The sequence below is a fragment of the Maribacter spongiicola genome (genome assembly GCF_052119685.1).
Taxonomy (GTDB): Bacteria; Bacteroidota; Bacteroidia; order Flavobacteriales; family Flavobacteriaceae; genus Maribacter; species Maribacter spongiicola_A.
The window spans coordinates 451411-472168 of sequence record NZ_JBGQOO010000002.1; the positions used below are offsets into that span (position 1 = coordinate 451411).

Sequence of the window (20758 nt, forward strand, 5' to 3'; positions counted from 1 at the left end):
ATTATGAAAACAGCGAAACTTTTTTTACTACTATCAGCTTTAACTTTAAACACAATAGTATCTGCGCAAACCGACACAGAAAAAGCAACAAAAACGGTAGACAAAAGGAAAATTGAAGGTCATATTTATTTTTTGGCAGATGATGCTTTGAATGGTCGTGCCACAGGATCGCCAGAATTAAAGATTGCGGCATCTTATCTTGCAAATACCTTGCGAGGGTATGGAATACAACCGAACCCTGCCACTAATTCATACTATCAGTCATTTAAACTTTCACAAACAGCCCAACCAAGTCTGCTAAAAGTCTCTATAGATGGCGAGAACTATCCACATACCATTGCCGTTAAAGCAAAAGCAGCATCGCCTTCTGGAAAAGCTGTATATCTTGGTTTTGGAAGTGAAGAAGATTACAGAGGAATAGATGTAAGAGGAAAACTAATCATAGTTAAAGGCGGCACTTCAGAAGCCTCTGATGCTAGAGCTATTTATGGCTCACATAAAGAAAAGCAACAGTTAGCCCTTAAAAATGGGGCTATTGGTTTAATTGAAATGACCTTGCTAGATGAAGAATGGTGGTCGAGAATATCGCACTTTATGGGAGAAAATGTTAAGATTCCTGATGCTATGGATGACCAAAATCCAAAAACTGATTTTATTCATCTTTGGGTAAACACGACTCCAGAAAAACTAGATGTATTAACTAATTCAAAATTATCGTATTCAATTGAAACTGATGGAAAGAAAGAGAAAACTCTAATTACTCAAAATGTGATTGGAGTCTTGGAAGGCACTGATTCGAAACTAAAGGACGAGTATATTATGTATTCTGCGCACTATGACCATGTGGGTATTGGCAAGCCGGATGCCACAGGAGATAGTATTTATAATGGAGCCAGAGATAACGCTATAGGTACCACCGCAGTTTTAAATATGGCAGAGAATATTGGAAAGTTTCCTACAAAACGGTCAGCTATATTCATTTTTTTTACGGGCGAGGAAAAAGGTTTATTAGGTAGTCAATATTATGTTGAGAATCCTATATTTCCACTCAAGCAAATTGTATATGGTTTCAACACTGATGGTGGCGGGTATAATAATACAAAATTGGCAACCGTAATTGGATTAAATAGAACAACAGCACAAAAACATATTGTAGCTGGAGCTGCTACATTTGGACTAGAAGCCATAGACGACCCTGCACCCGAACAAGGTCTTTTTGATCGTAGTGATAATGTAAGTTTCGCTAGCAAAGGTGTTCCTGCTCCTACCTATTCCACAGGTTTTGATGCCTTTGATGATGAAATCAATAAATATTACCATCAAGCTGGTGATGAGGCAGATAGCTTAGATTTTGATTACCTACTAAAATTTTATCGTGGATACGTGCTCTCAGGTAGGTTAATAGCCAACAATCCTGAAACACCTTTTTGGGTTAAAGGTGATAAGTATGAAGCTGCGGCAAATGTTCTATATGAAATAGTTCCTGAAGCGTCACCTATCAAAAACTAGCATATAGTCTACAAACAAAAACCCACCCCTTAGCTCTCCCGAGAGGGGAATAGCTCCTGCTGACATTTTAAAATATTTACAGAATTGACATAGTAACCCTAGATTTAAAGGCACTTCTAGTTCAAAATCAAAAATGTAATCCTCCCCTCCTTGGAGGGGATAAAGCGGTGGGTAATAAGAATGATGAATTACTCTTAAATTAAATTTCTAAATCTACAACCCTTTATAAACCTTCAACACATTCTCGATTTTAGCTTCAGTCTCTTGATCTATATTCTGGCGCTCTGGATCTTCTTGTAACCACTTAATGGTCCTTTTTATCCCTTCAGAAAAAGGAATGGTTGCTTTAAATCCGGGTACAAAGGTTTTAATCTTGGTATTATCAAACAATACACTTTCTGCCTTATCTGCCAATAAAGTTCCTGTAAAAGAAGGTTCTACTTTACAGATAAAGTCAGAAGCAATATGTACTACCTTCGCTTCTTTTCCTAAGGCATCTGCTAAAATCTTGTAAATCATATTCCAGCTCAAAACCTCATCTGATGTGATATGGAATGCATGACCAATAGCGGGTGTATTTCCTAATAACCCAACAAAGCCTTTTGCAAAATCGTCGGAGTGGGTTACCGTCCAAAGTGATGTACCATCTCCATGAACGATGATTTCTTTCTCATCTAAAATTCGTTGTGCAGTATTGTATTTGTTGAATCCGCCAATGGCAATTGGTATTACGGTATCATATGTTAGTGACGGACGAACAATAGTGATAGGAAATCCTTCTTCTCTATATGCTTTTTGCAATCGATCTTCGCACTGTATTTTACCTTGAGAATAGTCCCACAGGTTATTACATAACGGTGTAGATTCCGTAATTACAGGATAGCTCAAAGGTGTCTGATAACAAGATGCCGAACTAATAAAAATATATTGTTTGGTTTTCCCTCTAAACAATTCAATATCACGCTCAATGTCTTCTGGTGTAAAAGCGATCCAGTTTACGACAACATCCCAGTCATGTTTTTTAAGCTCTGTAAGTTCTTCGGGTTTATTGATGTCTCCGATAATTGAATGCGCACCTTCAATCTCAACTTTGGCTTTCCCCCTATTTAATACATATAAATCCATTCCCTTAGCAACAGCCAATCTACTACTTGGTGTGCTAATATTTCCTGTTCCTCCTATAAATAATACTTTCATTTTTATATTTTAAAATACTAATAATCAAATAATTACAACTTATCACTTTATACATCCGTATTAAATATTCACCTGCCTTAAAGAAAGAATAAAATGCAAATACCTCAACTTTATAGCATGCTGTATATACCAGATGAATTTGTTGTCAATAACCTTTATCTTCTTTAATGTGAAAATACAAAAAGAGAATGTTAAGAACATCTATATTTTAAGAAGTTTACTATAGCATGAGGCATCTCTTTTTAAGCTTTATCATTATCTTCATACTATCATTTCAAACCAAATTCAACACTATGAAAATTATTATCAAATCACTATTTCTCTTGCTGTTTACAGTATCTGTAACCGCCCAAGTTTCTTCAAATCTTGAGCTTACCGATATTTTTAACATGGAGTATGTATCTGACCCTCGGATATCACCTGATGGAACCAAAATTATCTATGTCCGAAATTTTAAGGACATCATGACAGATAAGAACTTATCTAACTTATGGATGGTAAATTATGATGGTTCGCAAAACAGACCAATTACAACTGGTAACCAAAATGATTACTACCCACGTTGGTCTCATGATGGTAAAAAAATCATCTTTAAATCGAACAAATCCGATGATAAGATGAAATTGTATATCATGTGGATGGATACCAAAGAAATTGCACCATTAACTAATACGCCTAAAGCACCAGGAGCAGTTAGTTGGTCTAACGATGACCGTTATTTGGCATTTACCATGTTTGTACCAGAAGCTGAAGAATCTATAGTAAAATTACCTGCAAAGCCGGAAGGTGCAAAATGGAACACACCTCCAACTTACATTGACAAATTAAATTACAGAGGTGACGGACAAGGTTATATTAAAGGTGGGCACGACCAAATTTTCACCCTTTCTATTGATGGTGGTACACCTAAACAATTGACGGCAACAACTTTTGATCACGGTGCACCTGTATGGTCCAAAAATGACAAAACACTTTACTTCTCAGCGAATTTTAATCCTGATGAGGCCTTTGAACCTGCCAATAGTGAGGTATATGCCCTGAACATTTCAAACGGCGAAGTTTCTCCGTTGACTACAAGATATGGTCCTGACAGCTCTCCAACAGTTTCTCCTGATGGCAAGATGATTGCGTACACAGGTAACGATGATAAATTAATGGGGTACCAAATCACGAATTTATATGTGATGAATACCGATGGTACAAACTCAAAATTGCTATCTGGAGATTTCGATAGAGATATAGCTAATGCGCAATGGGCTAACGATGGTAAAGGTCTTTATTTTCAATATGATACGGAAGGTGCTACCAAAATTGGACACATTACACTTGATGGAAAAATTACAACTTTAGTTGAAGGTCTTGGTGGTTTGTCATTAGGAAGACCTTATAATGCAGGTGATTTTACAGTTTCTAAAAACTCACGATTTGCATATACTCTGGGTAATACGGAACATCCTTCTGATTTAGGTGTTGCCGACAAAAAAGGTTCTAAACGAGTAACTTTTGTAAACGATGATCTTTTCTCGTTCAGGGACTTAGGTAAAACTGAAGAAATTTGGTGGGAGTCTTCTTATGACCAACAAAAGATTCAAGGTTGGGTGGTTACTCCGCCAAATTTTGATCCAAATAAAAAATATCCTTTTATTCTTGAAATTCATGGCGGACCGTTTACTAGCTACGGTTCTGTTTATAGTGCCGAAATACAAGCTTATGCCGCCGCAGGTTATGTGGTATTATATAGTAACCCTAGAGGTAGTACAAGTTACGGAGCGGAATTTGGAAATTTAATACACCACGACTACCCTAATCATGATTATGAAGATTTAATGAGTGGTGTAGATGCCGTTATTAAAAAAGGATATGTTGATACCGACAATCTTTTTGTTACCGGTGGAAGTGGCGGCGGTGTGCTTACTGCTTGGATAGTAGGAAAAACAGACCGCTTTAAAGCTGCTGTAGTTGCCAAGCCAGTAATTAACTGGACAAGCTTTGTATTGTATGCCGATGGTGCTGCTTTTTTCTCTAAATACTGGTTCGGCAAAAAACCATGGGAAGATCCAGAAAATTATTTTAGACGTTCTCCTTTAATGTATGTAGCCAATGTAACTACCCCAACAATGCTACTTACTGGTGAGGAGGATTATAGAACACCTATTGCAGAATCTGAACAATTCTATACCGCACTAAAATTAGAGGGTGTAGAAACTGCTATGGTACGTATACCTGGTGCAGGCCACGGTATTGCCAACAGACCAAGTAATTTAATTGCAAAAATTGCCAGTGTTTTAGCTTGGTTCGAGAAATACAAAGAAGCAGAATAGTCGTATGAAAATTCAAAAAAATATTTTTATACTAGGATTATTCATCTCGTTTTTAACTACATACGGACAAGAAGTCAAGGTGTTATCATACAATATCAAGTATGATAATGTAAACGATACGGTAAACAATTGGAACGACCGAAAAGAAGCCATGGTTGAACTTTTAAACTATTATGAGCCAGGCATTATTGGTATGCAAGAGGTACTTGATCATCAGTTGACCTATTTGGATGAAAACTTATCAGACTACACCTATATTGGCGTTGGTAGAGATGATGGAAAGAAAAAAGGGGAATACTCCCCTATTCTTTACAATACCAAAAAGTATACGCTTTTAAAAAGTGAAACGTTTTGGCTTTCTGAAACTCCACATGAAATTTCAGTAGGTTGGGATGCTTCTATGGAACGTATTTGTACGTATGGGGTATTTGTAGATATAGAAAGCGGTAAGCAGTTTATGGTATTTAACACCCATTTTGATCATATAGGCACTGTTGCCCGTGAAAAATCTGCTGAACTTATAGTTACTAAAATCAAAGAAATAAATTCAAATAAGCTTCCGGTAGTTCTTATGGGTGATTTGAATTTGAGCCCTAATGAAACTCCTATTAAATACTTGCAAGGCGCTTTGATAGATGGCCAATCGATCACCAAAAAACCGTTCTATGGTCCTACTGGTTCCTTTAGCGGTTTTGACCACAATAGAGTTTTAAATAACCGTATTGACTATGTATTTGTTGAGAATTTTAAAGTTCTAGAGTATATTCATATTGATGACAGAATGGAAAACAACAAGCATATTTCCGATCATTTGCCCGTATTCGCAAACTTAGAAATGAAGAACTAAGATTTTATTAGACAGCATAAAAAATCCCGATTGTCGAAACAATCGGGATTTTTTATTTGAAAGAGAATATTTTTATTTCTTTAAAAATGAAATCAATATCTCATTCAATTCTTCTGGGTGGGTTACATTAAGTCCGTGCGGAGCTCCTTTGATAACCTCTAACGTACTATATTTAATTCCTTCTGCAGCTTGTTTTGCAGATGTTTCAAAAGGTACAGTGGCATCTGCATCTCCATGAACTATCAATGTTGGCACTGTTACGTTTTTTAGCTCTGGTCTAAAATCGGTATTCATCCATGCAAGAGCCGCTTGTATTGTTGCTCTAGGCGAAGCAAATGAAGCAATAGTAAAATCGTAATCCAATTGCGCCTGACTAATTCTTTTTCCCTTATTATCCTCATAATTATAGAACCCTTTGCTGAACTCTTTTAAGAACCCAACTCTATCTTTCTGTAAGGCATCTATAATACCGTCTAAAGCTTCTTCTGGCACTCCAACTGGATTATCAGATTTATGTTTTACCAATGGAACAATAGAGCTTATTAACGCTGCTTTTGCTATTCTACTAGAACCATAATCCGTTAAATAACGAACTACTTCTCCTCCTCCCATTGAAAAACCAACAATAACTGCGTCCTTCAAATCCAACTCTTCTATGATCGCATTTAAATCACTTGCTAGAGCAGAATAATCATATTCTCCCCAAGGTGCAGATGATGTTCCAAAACCTCTACGGTCGTAAGATATACAGCGATAGCCTTCTTCGACAATTTTCCAAACTTGTTGTTCCCAAGATTTACGGCTTAATGGCCATCCATGAATTAAAATCACCGGTTGTCCGCTTCCGTAATCTTCGTAAAAAATATCTACTTGTTCTTTTGCTTTTGTATTTGTTATAAAAGGCATATTCTCATTTTTAAATTCCTACACAAGTTAATCAGTATCTCAATAATTATGTAACACGAAACATTAAATAATTGTTTCTAAAAGCAATTACGCAAAACCAGTATATTTACAATTAAAATCTATCTACATGTTTATTCCTGAGCACTATAAAAATAATGACATTGAAGAGATTCACGACTTTTTGAAGAACAATAGTTTCGGTATACTGATCAATACTATTGAAGGGAAACCTTGGGGTACCCACATTCCTTTAGAACTATCAAAAAATTCAGACGATAAAGATATCTTGGTCGGTCATATTGCCAAAGCGAACTTGCAAAGTAAAAATCTGGTTGATGGTGATGAAGTACTCTGTATTTTTAACGGTCCGCATAGCTATATTTCATCATCATGGTATCAGCAAGAAGAGGTGCCTACGTGGAACTACATTGCTGTTCATGTATATGGTACTGTAAAAATTCAAACTTCAGAAGAGTTGCTTACCTCTTTACATGCACTTGTAAATAAATACGAGCAAAAATCTGAACAGCCTATCTCATTAGATAATATGTCTAAAAAAACCATGAGTCAAGTTAATGGTATTATAGGGTTTGAAATTTTAGTTGACGATATACAAGCCGTAAACAAACTTTCGCAAGGCAGAAGTCATGACCACCCTAAAATAATTTCTGAACTTGAAAAACAAGGCGCTCCTGAAAAAGCGGTTGCAGATGAGATGAAAAAACGGATGACTTAATTGTTTCTCATATCAGTTAAAATAAATTTGGTTAGAGTGGTTGCATTACCTTCTTTACCCCTAATTTTAATCGAATTAGCATACCAAATAAACACTTGATATTATGAGCGAATTAAAATCCATTTTTGAATTCAATAAAAAGTCCAATATTAAACAATGGCATATTATCAACGATGATGTTATGGGCGGTCTGTCGATGGGGCTTATGCAAATAAATATGCAAGGTAACGGTGTTTTCAGCGGCCATGTTTCTTTAGCTAATAATGGTGGATTTTGCCTTGTTAGACATGATGTAGAACGCATACCCGTAGATAAGTATTCGTCTTTTGTATTACGAATTAAAGGAGATGGAAAAAAATATGCTTTCCGCTGTAAATCTGGCGAGCATCAACGTCATACCTATAGCTATGAATTTAAGGCAGGTAAAGAATGGCAAAATATTGAAATTCCGTTCAGTGAAATGGAACCTGTATTTAGAGGTGAGGAATTAAAACTACCGAACTATCATGGCGATTACCTGGCACAAATTGCCATTATCATTAAAAACGGTATTGAAGAAGACTTTACACTTGAAATTGAGAGCATTCATATAAAATGAAAAAGAGCCATACGAATATGGCTCTTTTGTTAATGATGTTTACATCTTAGCTATTTTTCAAGGACTTCATGTCAATTACAAATCTATATTTTACATCAGATTTTTGCAATCTATCATAAGCTTCGTTGATATTCTGAATATCGATCATTTCGATATCAGAAACCACATTGTGCTCACCACAGAAATCTAACATTTCTTGTGTCTCTTTTAATCCGCCAATAAGAGAACCTGCAATACTTTTTCTCCCCATAATTAAACTACCACCATGTAATGGGTCTAAAGGCTCTACCGCCCCTACAATTACCATAGTTGCATCTCTTTTTAATAATGCCGCATACGGATTCATATCATGTCCAACAGGAATGGTATTCAATAAAAAATCGAAAGAATTTGCGTGCTCTTTCATCTGTGCATCATCTTTAGAGATTAAAACAGCATCTGCCCCAAGCTTTTTAGCATCTTCACTTTTAGATGGAGAGGTAGTAATCATTACGGTATGTGCGCCCATGGCATGTGCAAATTTAATACCCATATGACCTAGACCACCTAAACCGATTACCCCCACTTTATCACCTTTTTTAACACCCCAATGTGCTAATGGCGAATAGGTAGTTATACCCGCACAAAGTAGTGGTGCTGCCGCTTTAGGATCTAAATTTTCTGGTACCTTCAGTACAAACTCTTCATTCACCGTAACACTTTCAGAATATCCACCGAAAGTATGACCACCTAAATGTTTGTCTTTACCATTATAAGTCCACGTAGCTCCGTTTTCACAAAATTGCTCTAAGTTATCTTCGCATGCGCTACATGATTTACATGAGTCTACCAAGCAACCAACACCAACTAAATCACCTATCTTATACTTAGTTACACCAGCACCGACCTCTAAAACCTTACCGATAATTTCATGACCTGGAACTACTGGGTACACCGAATTTTTCCAATCATTATGTACTTGGTGTAAATCGCTATGACACACTCCGCAATACATAATATCAATTTTGACATCATCATTTAATGTTTCTCTTCTCTCTATTTCAAACGGCTTCAAATTTGCATCTTTATTATCTGCCGCGTATGCTTTTATCTTAGTCATAATTATATCTTTTTCGAAATCAAAGGTACACTTAAGCTACCTAAATTATTAACTCAAAAGAGCATTAATCCATCTTAATAAAACATCTAAAAGTTAAGTTTGATACGTCAAAATTAAATATAAAAGCACTACCTAATTGATGATATTTTTGATATTCTTGAGATAGAAAACTGATAATTGTCATATCCGAATTCATTTACTTTTTTTAAGTTTAAAGAATAAACCTCCACTATTATGGACCAACAACTACTCCATTTTAAAAAGTTGATTATCCCTTTTAGGATAGATGCTTTGATGCCGAATATTTTAATTCTTATACCTAGAGTAATTACAGGATACTTACTTGCTTTTGTTTTTGCCATCAATAAATTCGGAACTCCCTGGACTCCAACATCCTCAGGACTAGGATTTTTAGAAGTAGCTGATTGGTTTGTTGAATTGGTCAAACAATTTGGTATACCATTTACGTATATGCCCGAATTCTTTGCATGGTCTGCAGGGTTTACAGAAGCTCTAGGCGGAATTTTACTGCTTTTAGGATTAAATACGAGAATAACAGCATTCTTTGTTACCATAACTATGTTTACTACCATAGTATTTAGACCCTGGGATAATTCTTGGAGTATTATGCCCACATTTACATTATTCTGTCTAGGGTTATTTTTTATGGGATTTGGTTCAGGTAAGTTTGGTTTAGATTATTTTATTACCAAAAGAAGGAAGTATCATTATCCCTATTAAAAAGTATGCTTTCATTTGTTATCATTCTACCTATACAATTCAGTAGCGCATTTCTACAATTGAGTTAGTTCCTTTTTCAAGAAGCGTATTCATAAGGCATCTTTGAAGTATCAATTAATCTTTAAAACCTTATAACATGAAAAAGTTACTATTTACTATTACCGTATTCGCAATGACCATTACTATGAATGCTCAAGAGAAAGAAGGCATTACATTGACTGTTGTTATTGAAAATGTACTGAATGATGAAGGGCACGTATTAAGTGCATTACACAATGAAGATACATTTATGAAAGCTGAAGGACTAGAAACTAGTCATGATAAAGCTCAGACAGGCGAATTAATATTGAGCTTTGAAAACGTACAACCTGGGGAATATGCATTTTCAGTTCTACATGATGCGAATGATAATTATTCGATGGATTTTGAACCTAACGGTATGCCAAAAGAAGATTATGCCATGAGCGGAAATTATTTACCGATGGGTCCACCAACATTTAGCGATGCAAAGTTCACAGTCCAAAATGAAGATATGCAATTGACCCTTAGATTTTAATGGTTAATTAACTTCTGAACAAGCATTGTCAATAGGTTATAATAATGGTTTTTAGTAATTTTATAGCCTTATACTATATACATGACCATTACCCAATTACAATACGTGCTTGCCGTTGCTGAATACAAAAATTTTACACTCGCTGCCGAGAAGAGTTTTGTAACGCAACCAACATTGAGCATGCAAGTTCAAAAGCTTGAAGATGAATTAGATATACTTCTTTTTGATCGAAGCAAAAAACCAATTACCATTACCGAAGTCGGTAAAAAAATTGTAGCGCAAGCAAAGAATATTGTAAACGAGGCGGCACGTATTAAAGATATCGTAGAGCAAGAAAAAGGATATATAGGTGGGGATTATGTTTTGGGTATCATCCCTACCATTATGCCCACTTTATTACCGATGTTTTTGAAAAATTTTATTCAGAAATATCCGAAAGTAAATCTGATTATTAAAGAACAGAATACAGAGAGTTTAATCAAGAATATTGAAGATGGTCACATCGATGCCGCTATTGCCGCAACACCATTAGATGTAGAATTTATAACGGAAAGACCTTTGTATTACGAACCGTTTGTTGGTTACATACCTAAAGAGCACCGTTTAGGAAATAGTACCCAGATTACGCCCGAAGATTTAGATATTGAAGATATTTTACTGTTACAAGACGGACACTGTTTTAGAGAAGGTGTTCTAAATCTTTGTAAAACACCGAAAATCGGAGGTGAACATTTTAGCTTACAAAGTGGAAGTTTTGAAACACTCATCAATCTTTCTAACGAAGGCTTAGGTATGACGCTTCTACCCTATTTAAATACGCTTGAACTTGACGATGTAAAGAAGAAAAACTTGAAGTACTTTAAAGAACCTTCGCCTGCACGCGAAGTAAGTCTTATTTACCACAAAAAAGAATTAAAAGTACAGATTACAGAGGCTTTAAGAGATGTCATTACAGGTATTGTTCGAGGAGCAATCACTTTTCAAGATGTAAAAATTATAAGTCCGCTGAATAAATAATCGCTATTCTTTATCAAATCGGTACGAACACCCTTCTATACATATAAAAGGGTACGATGGTGATAAGGTTAATCTTGATTTACTTTCATTGAAATCTGCCCAATACCCTAAAGTATCTTTTTCTCCCTCGGTAGTAAAATATAGATATAGCTCCTTTTCTTTAATTTCATAAGATCCTGTATCGAGTAGACTTCTATTGAAATTGGTTCTTTCATAACTACCGAATTCATCGAATAAATAGCGATAGCCTTCTTCAACGTCTTTCCACTCTGTGGCACCACCCGGACTAATATATGATTCTACTAACAACCACTCACCTACCAGGCTAGTATCGTCAACAGGTGTGTCGTCAAATGGCATATCGTCGTTTTGACATTGCATTAATAGTATGAACAAAATTGAAATAGAAAATCTAATAGCCATAATCTTTTTACTAAAGATGATGAAATCAACTTTTGGTTGCTTCAAAAAAAAAGAGCCACTTTACGTGGCTCTCTATTATGCTTTCAAATAAATTAAACTTTGTTGTAATTCTGGCTTATCTGTTATAAAACTTTCTATCCAGATTTTTAATTCTTCTACCTCTTCAGGCAGTAACGTCATTAAGGCTTTCTTTAATTCTTTGCAGAATAGCAAGGTATCAAAACTAACCTTCTTAAGTACTGTTTTACTATACTCTAGCATTGACTTAGACATTTAGTGTTAGATTAATAGGTTTGTTGTTGTATAAAGGTAAACAGAAATGCGGGTCTAATATTGTATACAAAAAGTTAAAGTAATTAGTTACATGTTAAATTTTTATCGCATTGATAAGTATGCAATTTTGTAATTTCGAATTCATGAAGAATTTTCTTTTTTTAGCAGTTACCTTTTTGCTACTATCTGCCTGTAGTTCAAAGAAGTCTTTGATTTCAAAAACCTTTGACAAACAGTTGTCAGCTGCGTTTTATCAGAATCAGTTTACGGGTGTTTTGGTTATCGATGTCGAAACGAAAGACACCGTATATTCCAATAACAGCCATAAGTATTTCATACCTGCTAGTAACACAAAAATTTTCACACTTTTCGCAGCGCTTAAAATCTTGCCTGATCAGATACCCGCCTTAAAATATGTAGAAGCAAATGATACTCTATACTTTGAAGGTACTGCAGACCCATCGCTTTTGCATCCTTATATAAAAGACTCGACGGCTTTAATTTTTCTTAAAGATCATAGTAACCTAGTTTTTGTATCGAACAACTTTCAAGATGAAAAGTACGGACCAGGTTGGGCTTGGGACGATTACCAATGGTATTATTCTGCCGAGAAAAGTGCGCTACCCATAAATGGTAATGTGGTAATGTCTTATAAGAATCCGGAGCTAATCGTATCTCCTATTTATTTCAAGGACAGCGTTTTAGAATTGAGCAATACGAATAATAGAAATGAAAGTTCGAATAGGTTTTATTATCCGCCAACAAAAAAGGATACGTTAGAAACTCCGTTTATCACAAGTGACCAGACTACAAGGTCTATTTTAGAAAATTTACTTTCCAAAAAAATTGGGGCTGTTAAATCTATGCCGCCGAGTGAAAAACGAACAATATACGGTAGTATTTCCGATTCGCTTTATGTGCGTATGATGCACGAAAGCGATAATTTCATTGCTGAACAGCTTTTACTGGTAGCATCGGGAGTTCTAACAGACACTTTGAACGGGAAATTATCGAGAGATTTTATTTTAGAAAACGAATTGAAAGATTTAAAACAAGAACCTCGATGGGTCGATGGATCAGGACTCTCGCGATACAATTTGTTTACTCCGCAGAACATGGTCTCGGTTTTAGACCGACTATATACGTTGGTACCTAAAGAACGTTTATTTTCTATTTTCCCTGCCGGGGGTTTATCGGGTACTTTAAAAAATAGGTTTGCAGGAGATGAGAATCCTTATATCTATGCAAAATCTGGTAGCTTGAGTAATAACTACTGCCTTAGCGGATATTTGGTAGCAAAATCAGGTAAAGTATTGATTTTCAGTTTCATGAATAATCACTTTAAACAATCTACATCAGAAGAACGAAATAGACTTGAACAAATGCTTCAAACAGTTAGAGATACGTATTAACTATTGAACTTTCGTTGACACATGTGTAGCATATTTCTCTTTCAACATTTTAATTTTAGGGGAAATATGTGTTCTACAAAAAGGCTTCTCGGTATCGTTAAAATAGTAATTATGAAAACGTTCTTCGGAGGATTTAAACGCCCCAAATCGAATAATAGCTGTTATTAGCGGCGTCTCAAAATCTTGCTGTAAATCATTCAAAATTCCTTTTAACACAAGTAATTCATCCTGTTTAAAGAAATAAATTCCTGAACGGTACTTATTTCGCATAGAATGATTCACGGTACTTCTATGTGTGTCTAAATGAATAGCTACCAAATCTCTCAACTCTATAACTGCAGCATTATAGTGCACAATTACAGCCTCAGAAAAATTTGACTTATTTTCTTTTGGGGCAATAAAGCCTTGCTCTACCTTTTCAATACCATTAAGTGCCATAAACACAGCTTCTGTACACCAATGACAACCACCTCCGAATCCGACTTTAAAAATATTATCCATATTAGAAGAGTCGGTTATCAAACTTTAAACTAACGAATTCAACTTTGCATGTTGCAGTAATATAATGGTTTTGGCATCTTTGATTTCGCCGCTAGTTACCATCTTCATGGCGTCATTAAAATCTAACTCCAAAACCTCAATATTTTCGGTTTCATCATCTGCACCACCGCCATCACTGACTTTCATACTTTCATCATACTCGCCCACAAAAAGATATAATATCTCGGTTACCGAACCCGGCGACATATAGGTCTGAAATACCTTTTGTACATTTGTAATCTTATAACCTGTTTCTTCTTCGGTTTCTTTACGAACACAATCTGCTGGGTTATCACCATCTAAAAGTCCCGCACAAACTTCAATCATCATTCCGTCTTCATTACCATTTACATATGTAGGCATACGAAATTGTCTGGTAAGCACTACAGTCTTCTTTTTAGAGTTATACAATAAAATAGCTCCACCATTACCTCTATTGTAAGCTTCACGATTTTGAGTTTCCCATGTGCCATCAGGTTTTTGATACTTATAGGTGTATTTATTGAGTGTATACCAATTATCTGATAATAGTTTCTTTTCTACGTCTTTTATGCTTCCGTTTTTCAATGCCCTGTTTTTAATATAAGCTTATATAAATAGTTTAGTGAATTGTATACAAAAACAAATTCGGTAGTAAAGAATATTCCTTTATAACAAATTAATCGTTTATATAATACTAAGTAAAGCTATAAACTCCAGCGATAACCTACCTCAGACAAAGGCTTACAAGGTTCATATACACCAGGTATTGGGTCGTAGCTCAATATATTTTCTCCCATTTCTTGAGAGGTGAAATACGCCCAAATAGCTGTCGATTTCATGGATCTATAAAAACCTATCTCTTCTTGAGGTCCTACTGCGGTACCCCAAATTCCCAAAGCGAACTTTCCTGAGGTTTTTTCTTCTTCTTTTAAGATTTCGGTTTTATCTGATTCACTTAAACCATAGAATGCATTTCCGAATTTAGTGACACATTTTTCATTGAATGAAACAATTTCAGCCCTCATATATTCTTGTCCTTCTTTATCATAGCCTTCGGCAATAACCTTGTCTATAAAAATATCTGCTTTGACATCTAATGCACCAGGGGTATCAGTTCTAGGCAGGATTATATCTACCAAGCTTGATATTGTTTTAGCTTCATCTTCGGAAAAAAATTTTGGTTTCCAGGTTAGTCTAGGTTCAGATTTACATGATTCAAACAATGATAACATCGTAGGCATCAATATGGTTGCGCTGGCAAATAGCCCAGTTTTCTTTAATGCTTTTCTTCTATCCATAGCTTAGATATTTAATTTTTTAAGTTCAGAAACTGCAAAATCTGCTGCTCTTGCCGTAATTGCCATATAAGTTAAAGACGGGTTTACACAAGATGACGACGTCATACAAGCCCCATCGGTAACAAAAACATTTTTAGCTGCATGTACCTGATTGAATTCATTTAATACCGATGTTTTTGGATTACGTCCCATTCTGGCCGTACCCATTTCATGAACGCCATAGCCAGGTGGATGCTCATTATCAAACCCCAAAACATCTTTTACGCCTGCTTTTGTAAGCATTTCTATTGCATCTTCTTGAATTTGTTTGTTTAAAGCTTTTTCATTCTCTTTAAATTCGGCATCGATGGTTAATGTTGGTTGCCCCCATTTATCTAAAACCTCTGTATTTAAAGTAATCTGATTATCATGATACGGCAAACATTCTGCAAAGCCAGTAATGAACATTTCCCAACCGCCCGGTTTAAGAATACTATCTTTATAATCTGCACCAAAGGCTTCTATATTAGCTGCATTTCCTCCTCTATATGCGCCACCTTGATAACCGAAACCGCGAACAAATTTATCTGATTTACTTTGTTCGTCTATATTCACATATCTAGGAATGTAAATTCCGTTTGGTCTCCTTCCTTTATAGTACTTATCATCAAAACCTTCTACTTTGCCTATGGCACCTACTCTGTAGGTATGGTCCATAAGATTGTGACCCAACTCACCACTATCATTCCCTAATCCATTTTCAAAACGGTTAGATTTAGAGTTCATAAGAATTTGAGTGGTACTTAATGTCGATGCATTGACAAATATAATTTTAGCTGAATAGTCAATAGCCTCATTGGTTTCTGCATCTATAATGCGCACTCCGGTTGCCTTTCCTTTGGTATCATCATAAATTAATGACTGTACAATAGAATAGGGTCTAATTGTTAAATTACCAGTTGCATTTGCTGGTGGTAAAGTAACAGCGTTACTACTAAAATATGCCCCATAAGGGCAGCCTCTACTACATCTATTTCTATTTTGGCATTGTCCCCTACCATTATGAGGTTGGGTAAGATGTGCGACCCTACCAATGGTCATATTTCTGCCTTTAAACTGTTCTTCAATTCTGCTCTTAACGTGTTTCTCTACACAATTCAATTCCATAGGAGGAAGAAAATGGCTGTCTGGTAATTGAGGTAGACCCAGTGCTTCTCCACTAATTCCTGCAAATTTTTCAACATAGGTATACCAAGGCTCTATGTCTTTGTATCGAATGGGCCAATCTACTCCAAAACCATCTTTGGCATTTGCTTCAAAATCTAAATCGCTCCATCTGTAGGTTTGCTTTCCCCACAAAAGGGACTTACCTCCCATTTGGTGACCTCGTAACCATAAGAAAGGTTTCTTTTCTGTATACGGGTTTGCTTTATCATCTGCCCAAAAGTGTTCGGTATCTTTACCAACCCAACCTGAGCGAATGTTCTTGTAATGTTTCTCTTTTTCTTCAGGTGTGAGTCCGCCCCTAAGCTCCATATCCCAAGGGTCTAAATTCATGGTTGGATAATCGACTACATGTTCTACAATTGGACCGCGCTCCAATACCAAAGTCTTTAAGCCTTTTTCACAAAGTTCTTTTGCTGCCCATCCACCACTAATTCCAGAGCCAATTACTATGGCATCGTAAGTGACCTCTTTCTTAGCATCTATATTAAAATTTGCCATTAAAAATATTACGTTAGTTTGTACTCTAAAGTATGAAAAGACATTAACAATTCAATAAAACTATATGAATATTGAGATATTAGCAATCTATTTGATAATAACTAAAAATAATTCACTCTTGTTTTTTGTTGGAATGGTAGCCCTTTAGCCAGTAGATTTTTAAAATCTCTCAAATTTTTTTAATGCCGAAAGCCTTTTCGTTAAAAATTAGTAAATCACATTCCATAATCATTGATAGCTTCAAAATAGATATTCAAAAAAAGTATTTCCAATTAAAATGATTAGCCACTTTCTTTTGAAAGCAAACATTAATATCAGTATGTTTTTAATATATTATACACCCCTATAAGACTATAATACTACTGAAGAAAATTATAAATTACTACGAATGGCTTTTATCAAAAACGCTATTGAAAATAGCACTTTCGAAGCTTCCCTTGCTAATATGAACCACTATTTTTAAACAGAACTATTTCTTCCATAAAAAAAGGTGATACCAATGCGGAAGTTGAAGTAGTCGTTAAGGTTGGAAATATTGATGTTATAGTCACCAAAAAACGGAAGCCATACCATCATTTAAGTGATTTTACCAACTTAGGATTAGACCCTAAAAACGCTGATATTGTTGTCGTAAAAATAGGCTACTTAGTACCCGAATTGTACGAAATGCGTGGCGATTGGACCATGGCGCTTACTCCCGGCGGAGTGGATCAAGACCTTAATCGTTTGGGGTATGAAAGAATTAAAAGACCAATGTTTCCTTTGGATAGTTTAATGACACAGCCAGATTTAACACCAAGGTGGATTCCTGCAGCGGACGCTGAATAATTAAACTGTAATCGCTTTATTTAAATAACGCCTAAAGGGTAGCATTTCTTTATAGGCGTTAATTAACTCATCATCAAAAGAAGCCTTGTTGGTTTCCTTTGTGGAAAACTCTTGGAATACGGCAAAAGTCTTATTTTTGAGTAATTCTATATGTTTATGATCTTTATCAAAACCTTTAGGTGCGTTGGTTAATTTGGCATCTTCGTATAGATTACCGAAACGAGTTTTGAAAGATTTTTTGTTCAATATTTTGACCAAGTCCTCACCGTCGTAATCAATAGCATCACGAACGCTTCGTAATACTTTTGGTTCTGGTCGCCATAATCCGCCAGCAAAAATGCAACGTTCAATTCCCAACTCAAAATAGAAATCTGCAGTCTTTGGCTTCTTGTCAAATCCCGCTCCGAAATGGTCTTTGTACACCGGTTTATTCGGGTGAAACATTAGGTTATTATTAATACGATTAATTCCCTTTTTACCGGGAGTATCATAGTATTCATTATCAATAGCAGATAATCTACTATTCATACTATTTAACCAATCTATATATTCGTCGCGTACTTGTTTGTACCATTTACGATTGGCATCCATCCATTCTTTAGAATTGTTTTTCTGTAATTCTTTAAGGAATTCTATTTGGTTTTTGAAACTCATTTTTTTCAAGTTCAAACTCAAGTTTCAAGTTCAAATACAAAATGTTTTATGCTTTTTTGAATTTGAACTTGCCCCTTGAACTTGAGTTATATTTTATTTTTAAAATCGATTATCTCCTCCAACAATATCACCAAGTGTACCTAGAATACTACCTTCTCCTTTATCTTTTCCTCCTCTTGGTATCGATGCTAGAACTCTACCTGCTAATCTGCTAAATGGTAAAGACTGAATGTATACAGTACCTGGTCCGCGAAGGGTTGCGAAAAATAATCCTTCTCCGCCGAAAACAGTATTTCTAATTCCGCCAACGAATTCAATATCGTAATCTACATCTTTAGTAAAACCAACGATACAACCAGTATCTACTTTTAGCACTTCACCTGGACCTAATGTTTTTTTAGCCAACGTTCCGCCGGCATGAATAAAAGTCATACCATCACCTTCTAATTTTTGCATGATAAATCCTTCACCACCAAAGAGTCCGCGACCTAATTTCTTTGAAAACTCAATACCTACTGAAACCCCTTGAGCTGCACATAAAAAGGCATCTTTCTGGCAGATAAAACGACCACCCATTTCAGAAAGGTCAATTGGTAGAATTTTACCAGGATATGGAGAAGCAAAACTCACTTTCTTTTTACCCTGACCAATATTTAAAAAAGCAGTCATGAATAAGCTTTCGCCTGTCAACATTCTTTTCCCCGCAGAGAAAATTTTACCTAAAACACTATTATCTTGATTACTACCATCGCCAAAAATGGTGTTCATTTTAATATCCGTTTCCATCATCATAAAGCTACCTGCTTCTGCTACCACTGCTTCTTGGGGGTCTAGCTCAATTTCAACATATTGCATTTCTTCTCCAAAAATCTCGTAGTCTATTTCGTGTGCGTTCATTTGTATTTTGTTTTTGATTGATGCTTATTAGTTGGTACCTGAAGTACTTTTGTTACAACAAAGTCTAATTATTTTGAAAGAGATTTCAAAAACTGTGTGGCCTTTTGTGAACCAATAAGGTATTTATTGCCATTATTGAGTGTAATTGCAAGTCCATCTTTTCCTTTTACATTATAAACAGTACCATACTTTTTAGTTTTTCTGATTCCATAGCCTACAAAATCATAATCTGTAATTCGATAGTCCACAACATCACTCAAACGAATCACTTTTTTAAAAAATAACAGATGATTAATTCTTAATTCATTGTTTGATATGACAATCTTAAGTTTAGAGAATGCCAAAAATAAAATGGTAAGTATGTAAATTACTACGAATATAAATTGAACCATAGAAATTCTACCCGATATCCATGATATGCTTGCATTACCTGAATCATCGGGAGTATAACCGCCAAATACATATAGAATACTACCTACAATATTAAAAGCTGCTATAATTACTGGCGCAAGTATAATCAACCACAACCACCATTGGGTAAATTTCTGAGTTTCCTTAAACCGTATTTTTTCTTTCATACTATTTAGAACTTACCTCTTCAACCTCAACGTCCACTCAAACTTAAAGGTACTTACCACTACTCCATCAGTATTTACTCCGACAGATTTCATCCAAACGGTTTGTCCTTCTCCAGTGGCAATAGTTTTATCCAAAGCTTCTTTTATTAAGTGTCCATCTTCACATGTAAATGTAATTCTACCTGTGGCTTTCTTTGAAAAATTAGCGGTGTTATTCGCTACCAACATCGAAATTTTCTTACCTGATGCTTCGATTTGATCTATCATTAAAGCCCCTGTCGTCAATTCTGCTGCCATACCTTGTACTGCCCAAAACATAGAATTAAACGGATTCTGATTGAACCATCTATGCTTTACCGTTACTATTGAACGGTTTTTATCTAACTCTCTTAAACGTACCCCGCACCACCATGCCGACGGTAGTTTGAAAAATGAGAACATGTTGATTTTACTAGCTGTTACCGCCATATTACCTTATAATTTTTATAAAAATAGCCATTATAAACAGCATACTCAAATGTTAATATATTGTTAAATATTAGTACTATGCGTTACATAGTACCTTTTTTTAGCCATATATTTGCATAGAAAGTTAATAGGTAATCAAAGTAATTGGCTTTTGCATAGTATTAAATTCAATCA

General features: G+C 35.4%; 22 protein-coding genes and 1 pseudogene. 10 read left to right on the plus strand and 13 right to left on the minus strand.

What is annotated here, in order from left to right; all coding sequences use genetic code 11:
* Nucleotides 1–3 precede the first annotated feature (3 nt).
* Complete coding sequence (locus ACEN2N_RS06220; RefSeq protein ID WP_441823507.1) at nt 4–1509, plus strand: M28 family peptidase; 1506 nt, start codon at nt 4–6, stop codon at nt 1507–1509.
* A gap of 213 nt (nt 1510–1722) precedes the next feature.
* On the opposite strand, the gene ACEN2N_RS06225 is transcribed toward ACEN2N_RS06220, so the two are convergent.
* Complete coding sequence (locus ACEN2N_RS06225; protein WP_441823508.1) at nt 1723–2706, minus strand: SDR family oxidoreductase; 984 nt, start codon at nt 2704–2706, stop codon at nt 1723–1725.
* Nucleotides 2707–2999: 293 nt separating this feature from the next.
* On the opposite strand from ACEN2N_RS06225, the gene ACEN2N_RS06230 reads away from it, so the two are divergent.
* Entirely contained in the window at nt 3000–5027 is a 2028-nt protein-coding gene (locus ACEN2N_RS06230; protein WP_441823509.1) for a S9 family peptidase, read from the plus strand.
* A 4-nt stretch (nt 5028–5031) separates the two neighbouring features.
* On the plus strand, nt 5032–5874 hold the full coding sequence (locus ACEN2N_RS06235; protein WP_441823510.1) for an endonuclease/exonuclease/phosphatase family protein: 843 nt from the start codon (nt 5032–5034) through the stop codon (nt 5872–5874).
* Between the two features lie 72 nt (nt 5875–5946).
* On the opposite strand, the gene ACEN2N_RS06240 is transcribed toward ACEN2N_RS06235, so the two are convergent.
* Nucleotides 5947–6780 (minus strand): alpha/beta fold hydrolase, encoded by an 834-nt coding sequence (locus ACEN2N_RS06240; RefSeq protein WP_441823511.1) that lies wholly within the window; start codon nt 6778–6780, stop codon nt 5947–5949.
* Nucleotides 6781–6907: 127 nt separating this feature from the next.
* On the opposite strand from ACEN2N_RS06240, the gene ACEN2N_RS06245 reads away from it, so the two are divergent.
* The gene (locus ACEN2N_RS06245; RefSeq protein ID WP_441823512.1) at nt 6908–7516 is read left to right on the plus strand and encodes an FMN-binding negative transcriptional regulator; all 609 of its coding nucleotides are present in this window, start codon (nt 6908–6910) and stop codon (nt 7514–7516) included.
* Between the two features lie 103 nt (nt 7517–7619).
* The gene (locus tag ACEN2N_RS06250; RefSeq protein WP_441823513.1) at nt 7620–8114 is read left to right on the plus strand and encodes a CIA30 family protein; all 495 of its coding nucleotides are present in this window, start codon (nt 7620–7622) and stop codon (nt 8112–8114) included.
* A gap of 46 nt (nt 8115–8160) precedes the next feature.
* Here the strand turns inward: ACEN2N_RS06250 and ACEN2N_RS06255 are convergent, their stop codons facing one another.
* Nucleotides 8161–9213 (minus strand): NAD(P)-dependent alcohol dehydrogenase, encoded by a 1053-nt coding sequence (locus ACEN2N_RS06255; protein WP_441823514.1) that lies wholly within the window; start codon nt 9211–9213, stop codon nt 8161–8163.
* A 234-nt stretch (nt 9214–9447) separates the two neighbouring features.
* Here ACEN2N_RS06255 and ACEN2N_RS06260 point away from each other — a divergent pair, with 234 nt between their 5' ends.
* The 3 genes from ACEN2N_RS06260 (at nt 9448) to ACEN2N_RS06270 (ending at nt 11527) form a co-directional block, all read left to right on the plus strand.
* Nucleotides 9448–9954, plus strand: a complete 507-nt coding sequence (locus ACEN2N_RS06260; protein ID WP_441823515.1) for a DoxX family protein — start codon at nt 9448–9450, stop codon at nt 9952–9954.
* 136 nt (nt 9955–10090) lie between these two features.
* The gene (locus ACEN2N_RS06265; RefSeq protein WP_441823516.1) at nt 10091–10510 is read left to right on the plus strand and encodes a DUF2141 domain-containing protein; all 420 of its coding nucleotides are present in this window, start codon (nt 10091–10093) and stop codon (nt 10508–10510) included.
* 81 nt (nt 10511–10591) lie between these two features.
* On the plus strand, nt 10592–11527 hold the full coding sequence (locus ACEN2N_RS06270; RefSeq protein ID WP_441823517.1) for a LysR substrate-binding domain-containing protein: 936 nt from the start codon (nt 10592–10594) through the stop codon (nt 11525–11527).
* Between the two features lie 3 nt (nt 11528–11530).
* On the opposite strand, the gene ACEN2N_RS06275 is transcribed toward ACEN2N_RS06270, so the two are convergent.
* Together ACEN2N_RS06275 and ACEN2N_RS06280 are read right to left on the minus strand one after the other, a co-directional pair.
* Nucleotides 11531–11950, minus strand: coding sequence for a lipocalin family protein (locus ACEN2N_RS06275; RefSeq protein WP_441823518.1), 420 nt, complete (start codon nt 11948–11950; stop codon nt 11531–11533).
* 75 nt (nt 11951–12025) lie between these two features.
* A complete protein-coding gene (locus ACEN2N_RS06280) occupies nt 12026–12223 on the minus strand; it encodes a hypothetical protein (RefSeq protein ID WP_441823519.1) in 198 nt (65 codons plus the stop codon).
* A gap of 143 nt (nt 12224–12366) precedes the next feature.
* On the opposite strand from ACEN2N_RS06280, the gene ACEN2N_RS06285 reads away from it, so the two are divergent.
* The gene (locus ACEN2N_RS06285; protein ID WP_441823520.1) at nt 12367–13635 is read left to right on the plus strand and encodes a D-alanyl-D-alanine carboxypeptidase/D-alanyl-D-alanine-endopeptidase; all 1269 of its coding nucleotides are present in this window, start codon (nt 12367–12369) and stop codon (nt 13633–13635) included.
* Here the strand turns inward: ACEN2N_RS06285 and ACEN2N_RS06290 are convergent, their stop codons facing one another.
* From ACEN2N_RS06290 to ACEN2N_RS06305, 4 genes are all read right to left on the minus strand, one after another.
* Entirely contained in the window at nt 13636–14136 is a 501-nt protein-coding gene (locus ACEN2N_RS06290) for a peptide-methionine (S)-S-oxide reductase (RefSeq protein WP_441823521.1), read from the minus strand.
* Nucleotides 14137–14160: 24 nt separating this feature from the next.
* The gene (gene nudK, locus ACEN2N_RS06295) at nt 14161–14742 is read right to left on the minus strand and encodes a GDP-mannose pyrophosphatase NudK (protein WP_441823522.1); all 582 of its coding nucleotides are present in this window, start codon (nt 14740–14742) and stop codon (nt 14161–14163) included.
* A 119-nt stretch (nt 14743–14861) separates the two neighbouring features.
* The gene (locus tag ACEN2N_RS06300) at nt 14862–15455 is read right to left on the minus strand and encodes a gluconate 2-dehydrogenase subunit 3 family protein (protein WP_441823523.1); all 594 of its coding nucleotides are present in this window, start codon (nt 15453–15455) and stop codon (nt 14862–14864) included.
* A 3-nt stretch (nt 15456–15458) separates the two neighbouring features.
* The gene (locus tag ACEN2N_RS06305) at nt 15459–17159 is read right to left on the minus strand and encodes a GMC oxidoreductase (protein WP_441823524.1); all 1701 of its coding nucleotides are present in this window, start codon (nt 17157–17159) and stop codon (nt 15459–15461) included.
* Between the two features lie 462 nt (nt 17160–17621).
* Between ACEN2N_RS06305 and ACEN2N_RS06310 the strand changes: the two are divergent.
* Nucleotides 17622–17987, plus strand: a pseudogene (locus tag ACEN2N_RS06310) (MlrC C-terminal domain-containing protein); the annotation flags it as partial.
* Here the strand turns inward: ACEN2N_RS06310 and ACEN2N_RS06315 are convergent.
* From ACEN2N_RS06315 to ACEN2N_RS06330, 4 genes are all read right to left on the minus strand, one after another.
* Nucleotides 17988–18641 carry a DUF2461 domain-containing protein gene (locus tag ACEN2N_RS06315; RefSeq protein WP_441823525.1) on the minus strand — a complete coding sequence of 218 codons (654 nt, stop codon included), beginning with the start codon at nt 18639–18641 and terminating at the stop codon, nt 17988–17990.
* A 99-nt stretch (nt 18642–18740) separates the two neighbouring features.
* Nucleotides 18741–19538 carry a TIGR00266 family protein gene (locus tag ACEN2N_RS06320; RefSeq protein ID WP_441823526.1) on the minus strand — a complete coding sequence of 266 codons (798 nt, stop codon included), beginning with the start codon at nt 19536–19538 and terminating at the stop codon, nt 18741–18743.
* Between the two features lie 68 nt (nt 19539–19606).
* Complete coding sequence (locus tag ACEN2N_RS06325; protein ID WP_441823527.1) at nt 19607–20116, minus strand: hypothetical protein; 510 nt, start codon at nt 20114–20116, stop codon at nt 19607–19609.
* 12 nt (nt 20117–20128) lie between these two features.
* A complete protein-coding gene (locus ACEN2N_RS06330; RefSeq protein ID WP_441823528.1) occupies nt 20129–20584 on the minus strand; it encodes a DUF4442 domain-containing protein in 456 nt (151 codons plus the stop codon).
* Nucleotides 20585–20758: the final 174 nt, after the last annotated feature.

Coding starts and splice junctions, on each gene's coding strand:
- ACEN2N_RS06275 (WP_441823518.1), bottom strand. CDS start 11,950: ATGGCTATTAGATTTTCTATTTCAATTTTGTTCATACTATTAATGCAA.
- ACEN2N_RS06250 (WP_441823513.1), top strand. CDS start 7,620: ATGAGCGAATTAAAATCCATTTTTGAATTCAATAAAAAGTCCAATATT.
- ACEN2N_RS06315 (WP_441823525.1), bottom strand. CDS start 18,641: ATGAGTTTCAAAAACCAAATAGAATTCCTTAAAGAATTACAGAAAAAC.
- ACEN2N_RS06240 (WP_441823511.1), bottom strand. CDS start 6,780: ATGCCTTTTATAACAAATACAAAAGCAAAAGAACAAGTAGATATTTTT.
- ACEN2N_RS06225 (WP_441823508.1), bottom strand. CDS start 2,706: ATGAAAGTATTATTTATAGGAGGAACAGGAAATATTAGCACACCAAGT.
- ACEN2N_RS06270 (WP_441823517.1), top strand. CDS start 10,592: ATGACCATTACCCAATTACAATACGTGCTTGCCGTTGCTGAATACAAA.
- ACEN2N_RS06255 (WP_441823514.1), bottom strand. CDS start 9,213: ATGACTAAGATAAAAGCATACGCGGCAGATAATAAAGATGCAAATTTG.
- ACEN2N_RS06260 (WP_441823515.1), top strand. CDS start 9,448: ATGGACCAACAACTACTCCATTTTAAAAAGTTGATTATCCCTTTTAGG.
- ACEN2N_RS06265 (WP_441823516.1), top strand. CDS start 10,091: ATGAAAAAGTTACTATTTACTATTACCGTATTCGCAATGACCATTACT.
- ACEN2N_RS06325 (WP_441823527.1), bottom strand. CDS start 20,116: ATGAAAGAAAAAATACGGTTTAAGGAAACTCAGAAATTTACCCAATGG.
- ACEN2N_RS06285 (WP_441823520.1), top strand. CDS start 12,367: ATGAAGAATTTTCTTTTTTTAGCAGTTACCTTTTTGCTACTATCTGCC.
- ACEN2N_RS06280 (WP_441823519.1), bottom strand. CDS start 12,223: ATGTCTAAGTCAATGCTAGAGTATAGTAAAACAGTACTTAAGAAGGTT.
- ACEN2N_RS06235 (WP_441823510.1), top strand. CDS start 5,032: ATGAAAATTCAAAAAAATATTTTTATACTAGGATTATTCATCTCGTTT.
- ACEN2N_RS06330 (WP_441823528.1), bottom strand. CDS start 20,584: ATGGCGGTAACAGCTAGTAAAATCAACATGTTCTCATTTTTCAAACTA.
- ACEN2N_RS06230 (WP_441823509.1), top strand. CDS start 3,000: ATGAAAATTATTATCAAATCACTATTTCTCTTGCTGTTTACAGTATCT.
- ACEN2N_RS06320 (WP_441823526.1), bottom strand. CDS start 19,538: ATGAACGCACACGAAATAGACTACGAGATTTTTGGAGAAGAAATGCAA.
- ACEN2N_RS06300 (WP_441823523.1), bottom strand. CDS start 15,455: ATGGATAGAAGAAAAGCATTAAAGAAAACTGGGCTATTTGCCAGCGCA.
- ACEN2N_RS06305 (WP_441823524.1), bottom strand. CDS start 17,159: ATGGCAAATTTTAATATAGATGCTAAGAAAGAGGTCACTTACGATGCC.
- ACEN2N_RS06290 (WP_441823521.1), bottom strand. CDS start 14,136: ATGGATAATATTTTTAAAGTCGGATTCGGAGGTGGTTGTCATTGGTGT.
- ACEN2N_RS06220 (WP_441823507.1), top strand. CDS start 4: ATGAAAACAGCGAAACTTTTTTTACTACTATCAGCTTTAACTTTAAAC.
- ACEN2N_RS06245 (WP_441823512.1), top strand. CDS start 6,908: ATGTTTATTCCTGAGCACTATAAAAATAATGACATTGAAGAGATTCAC.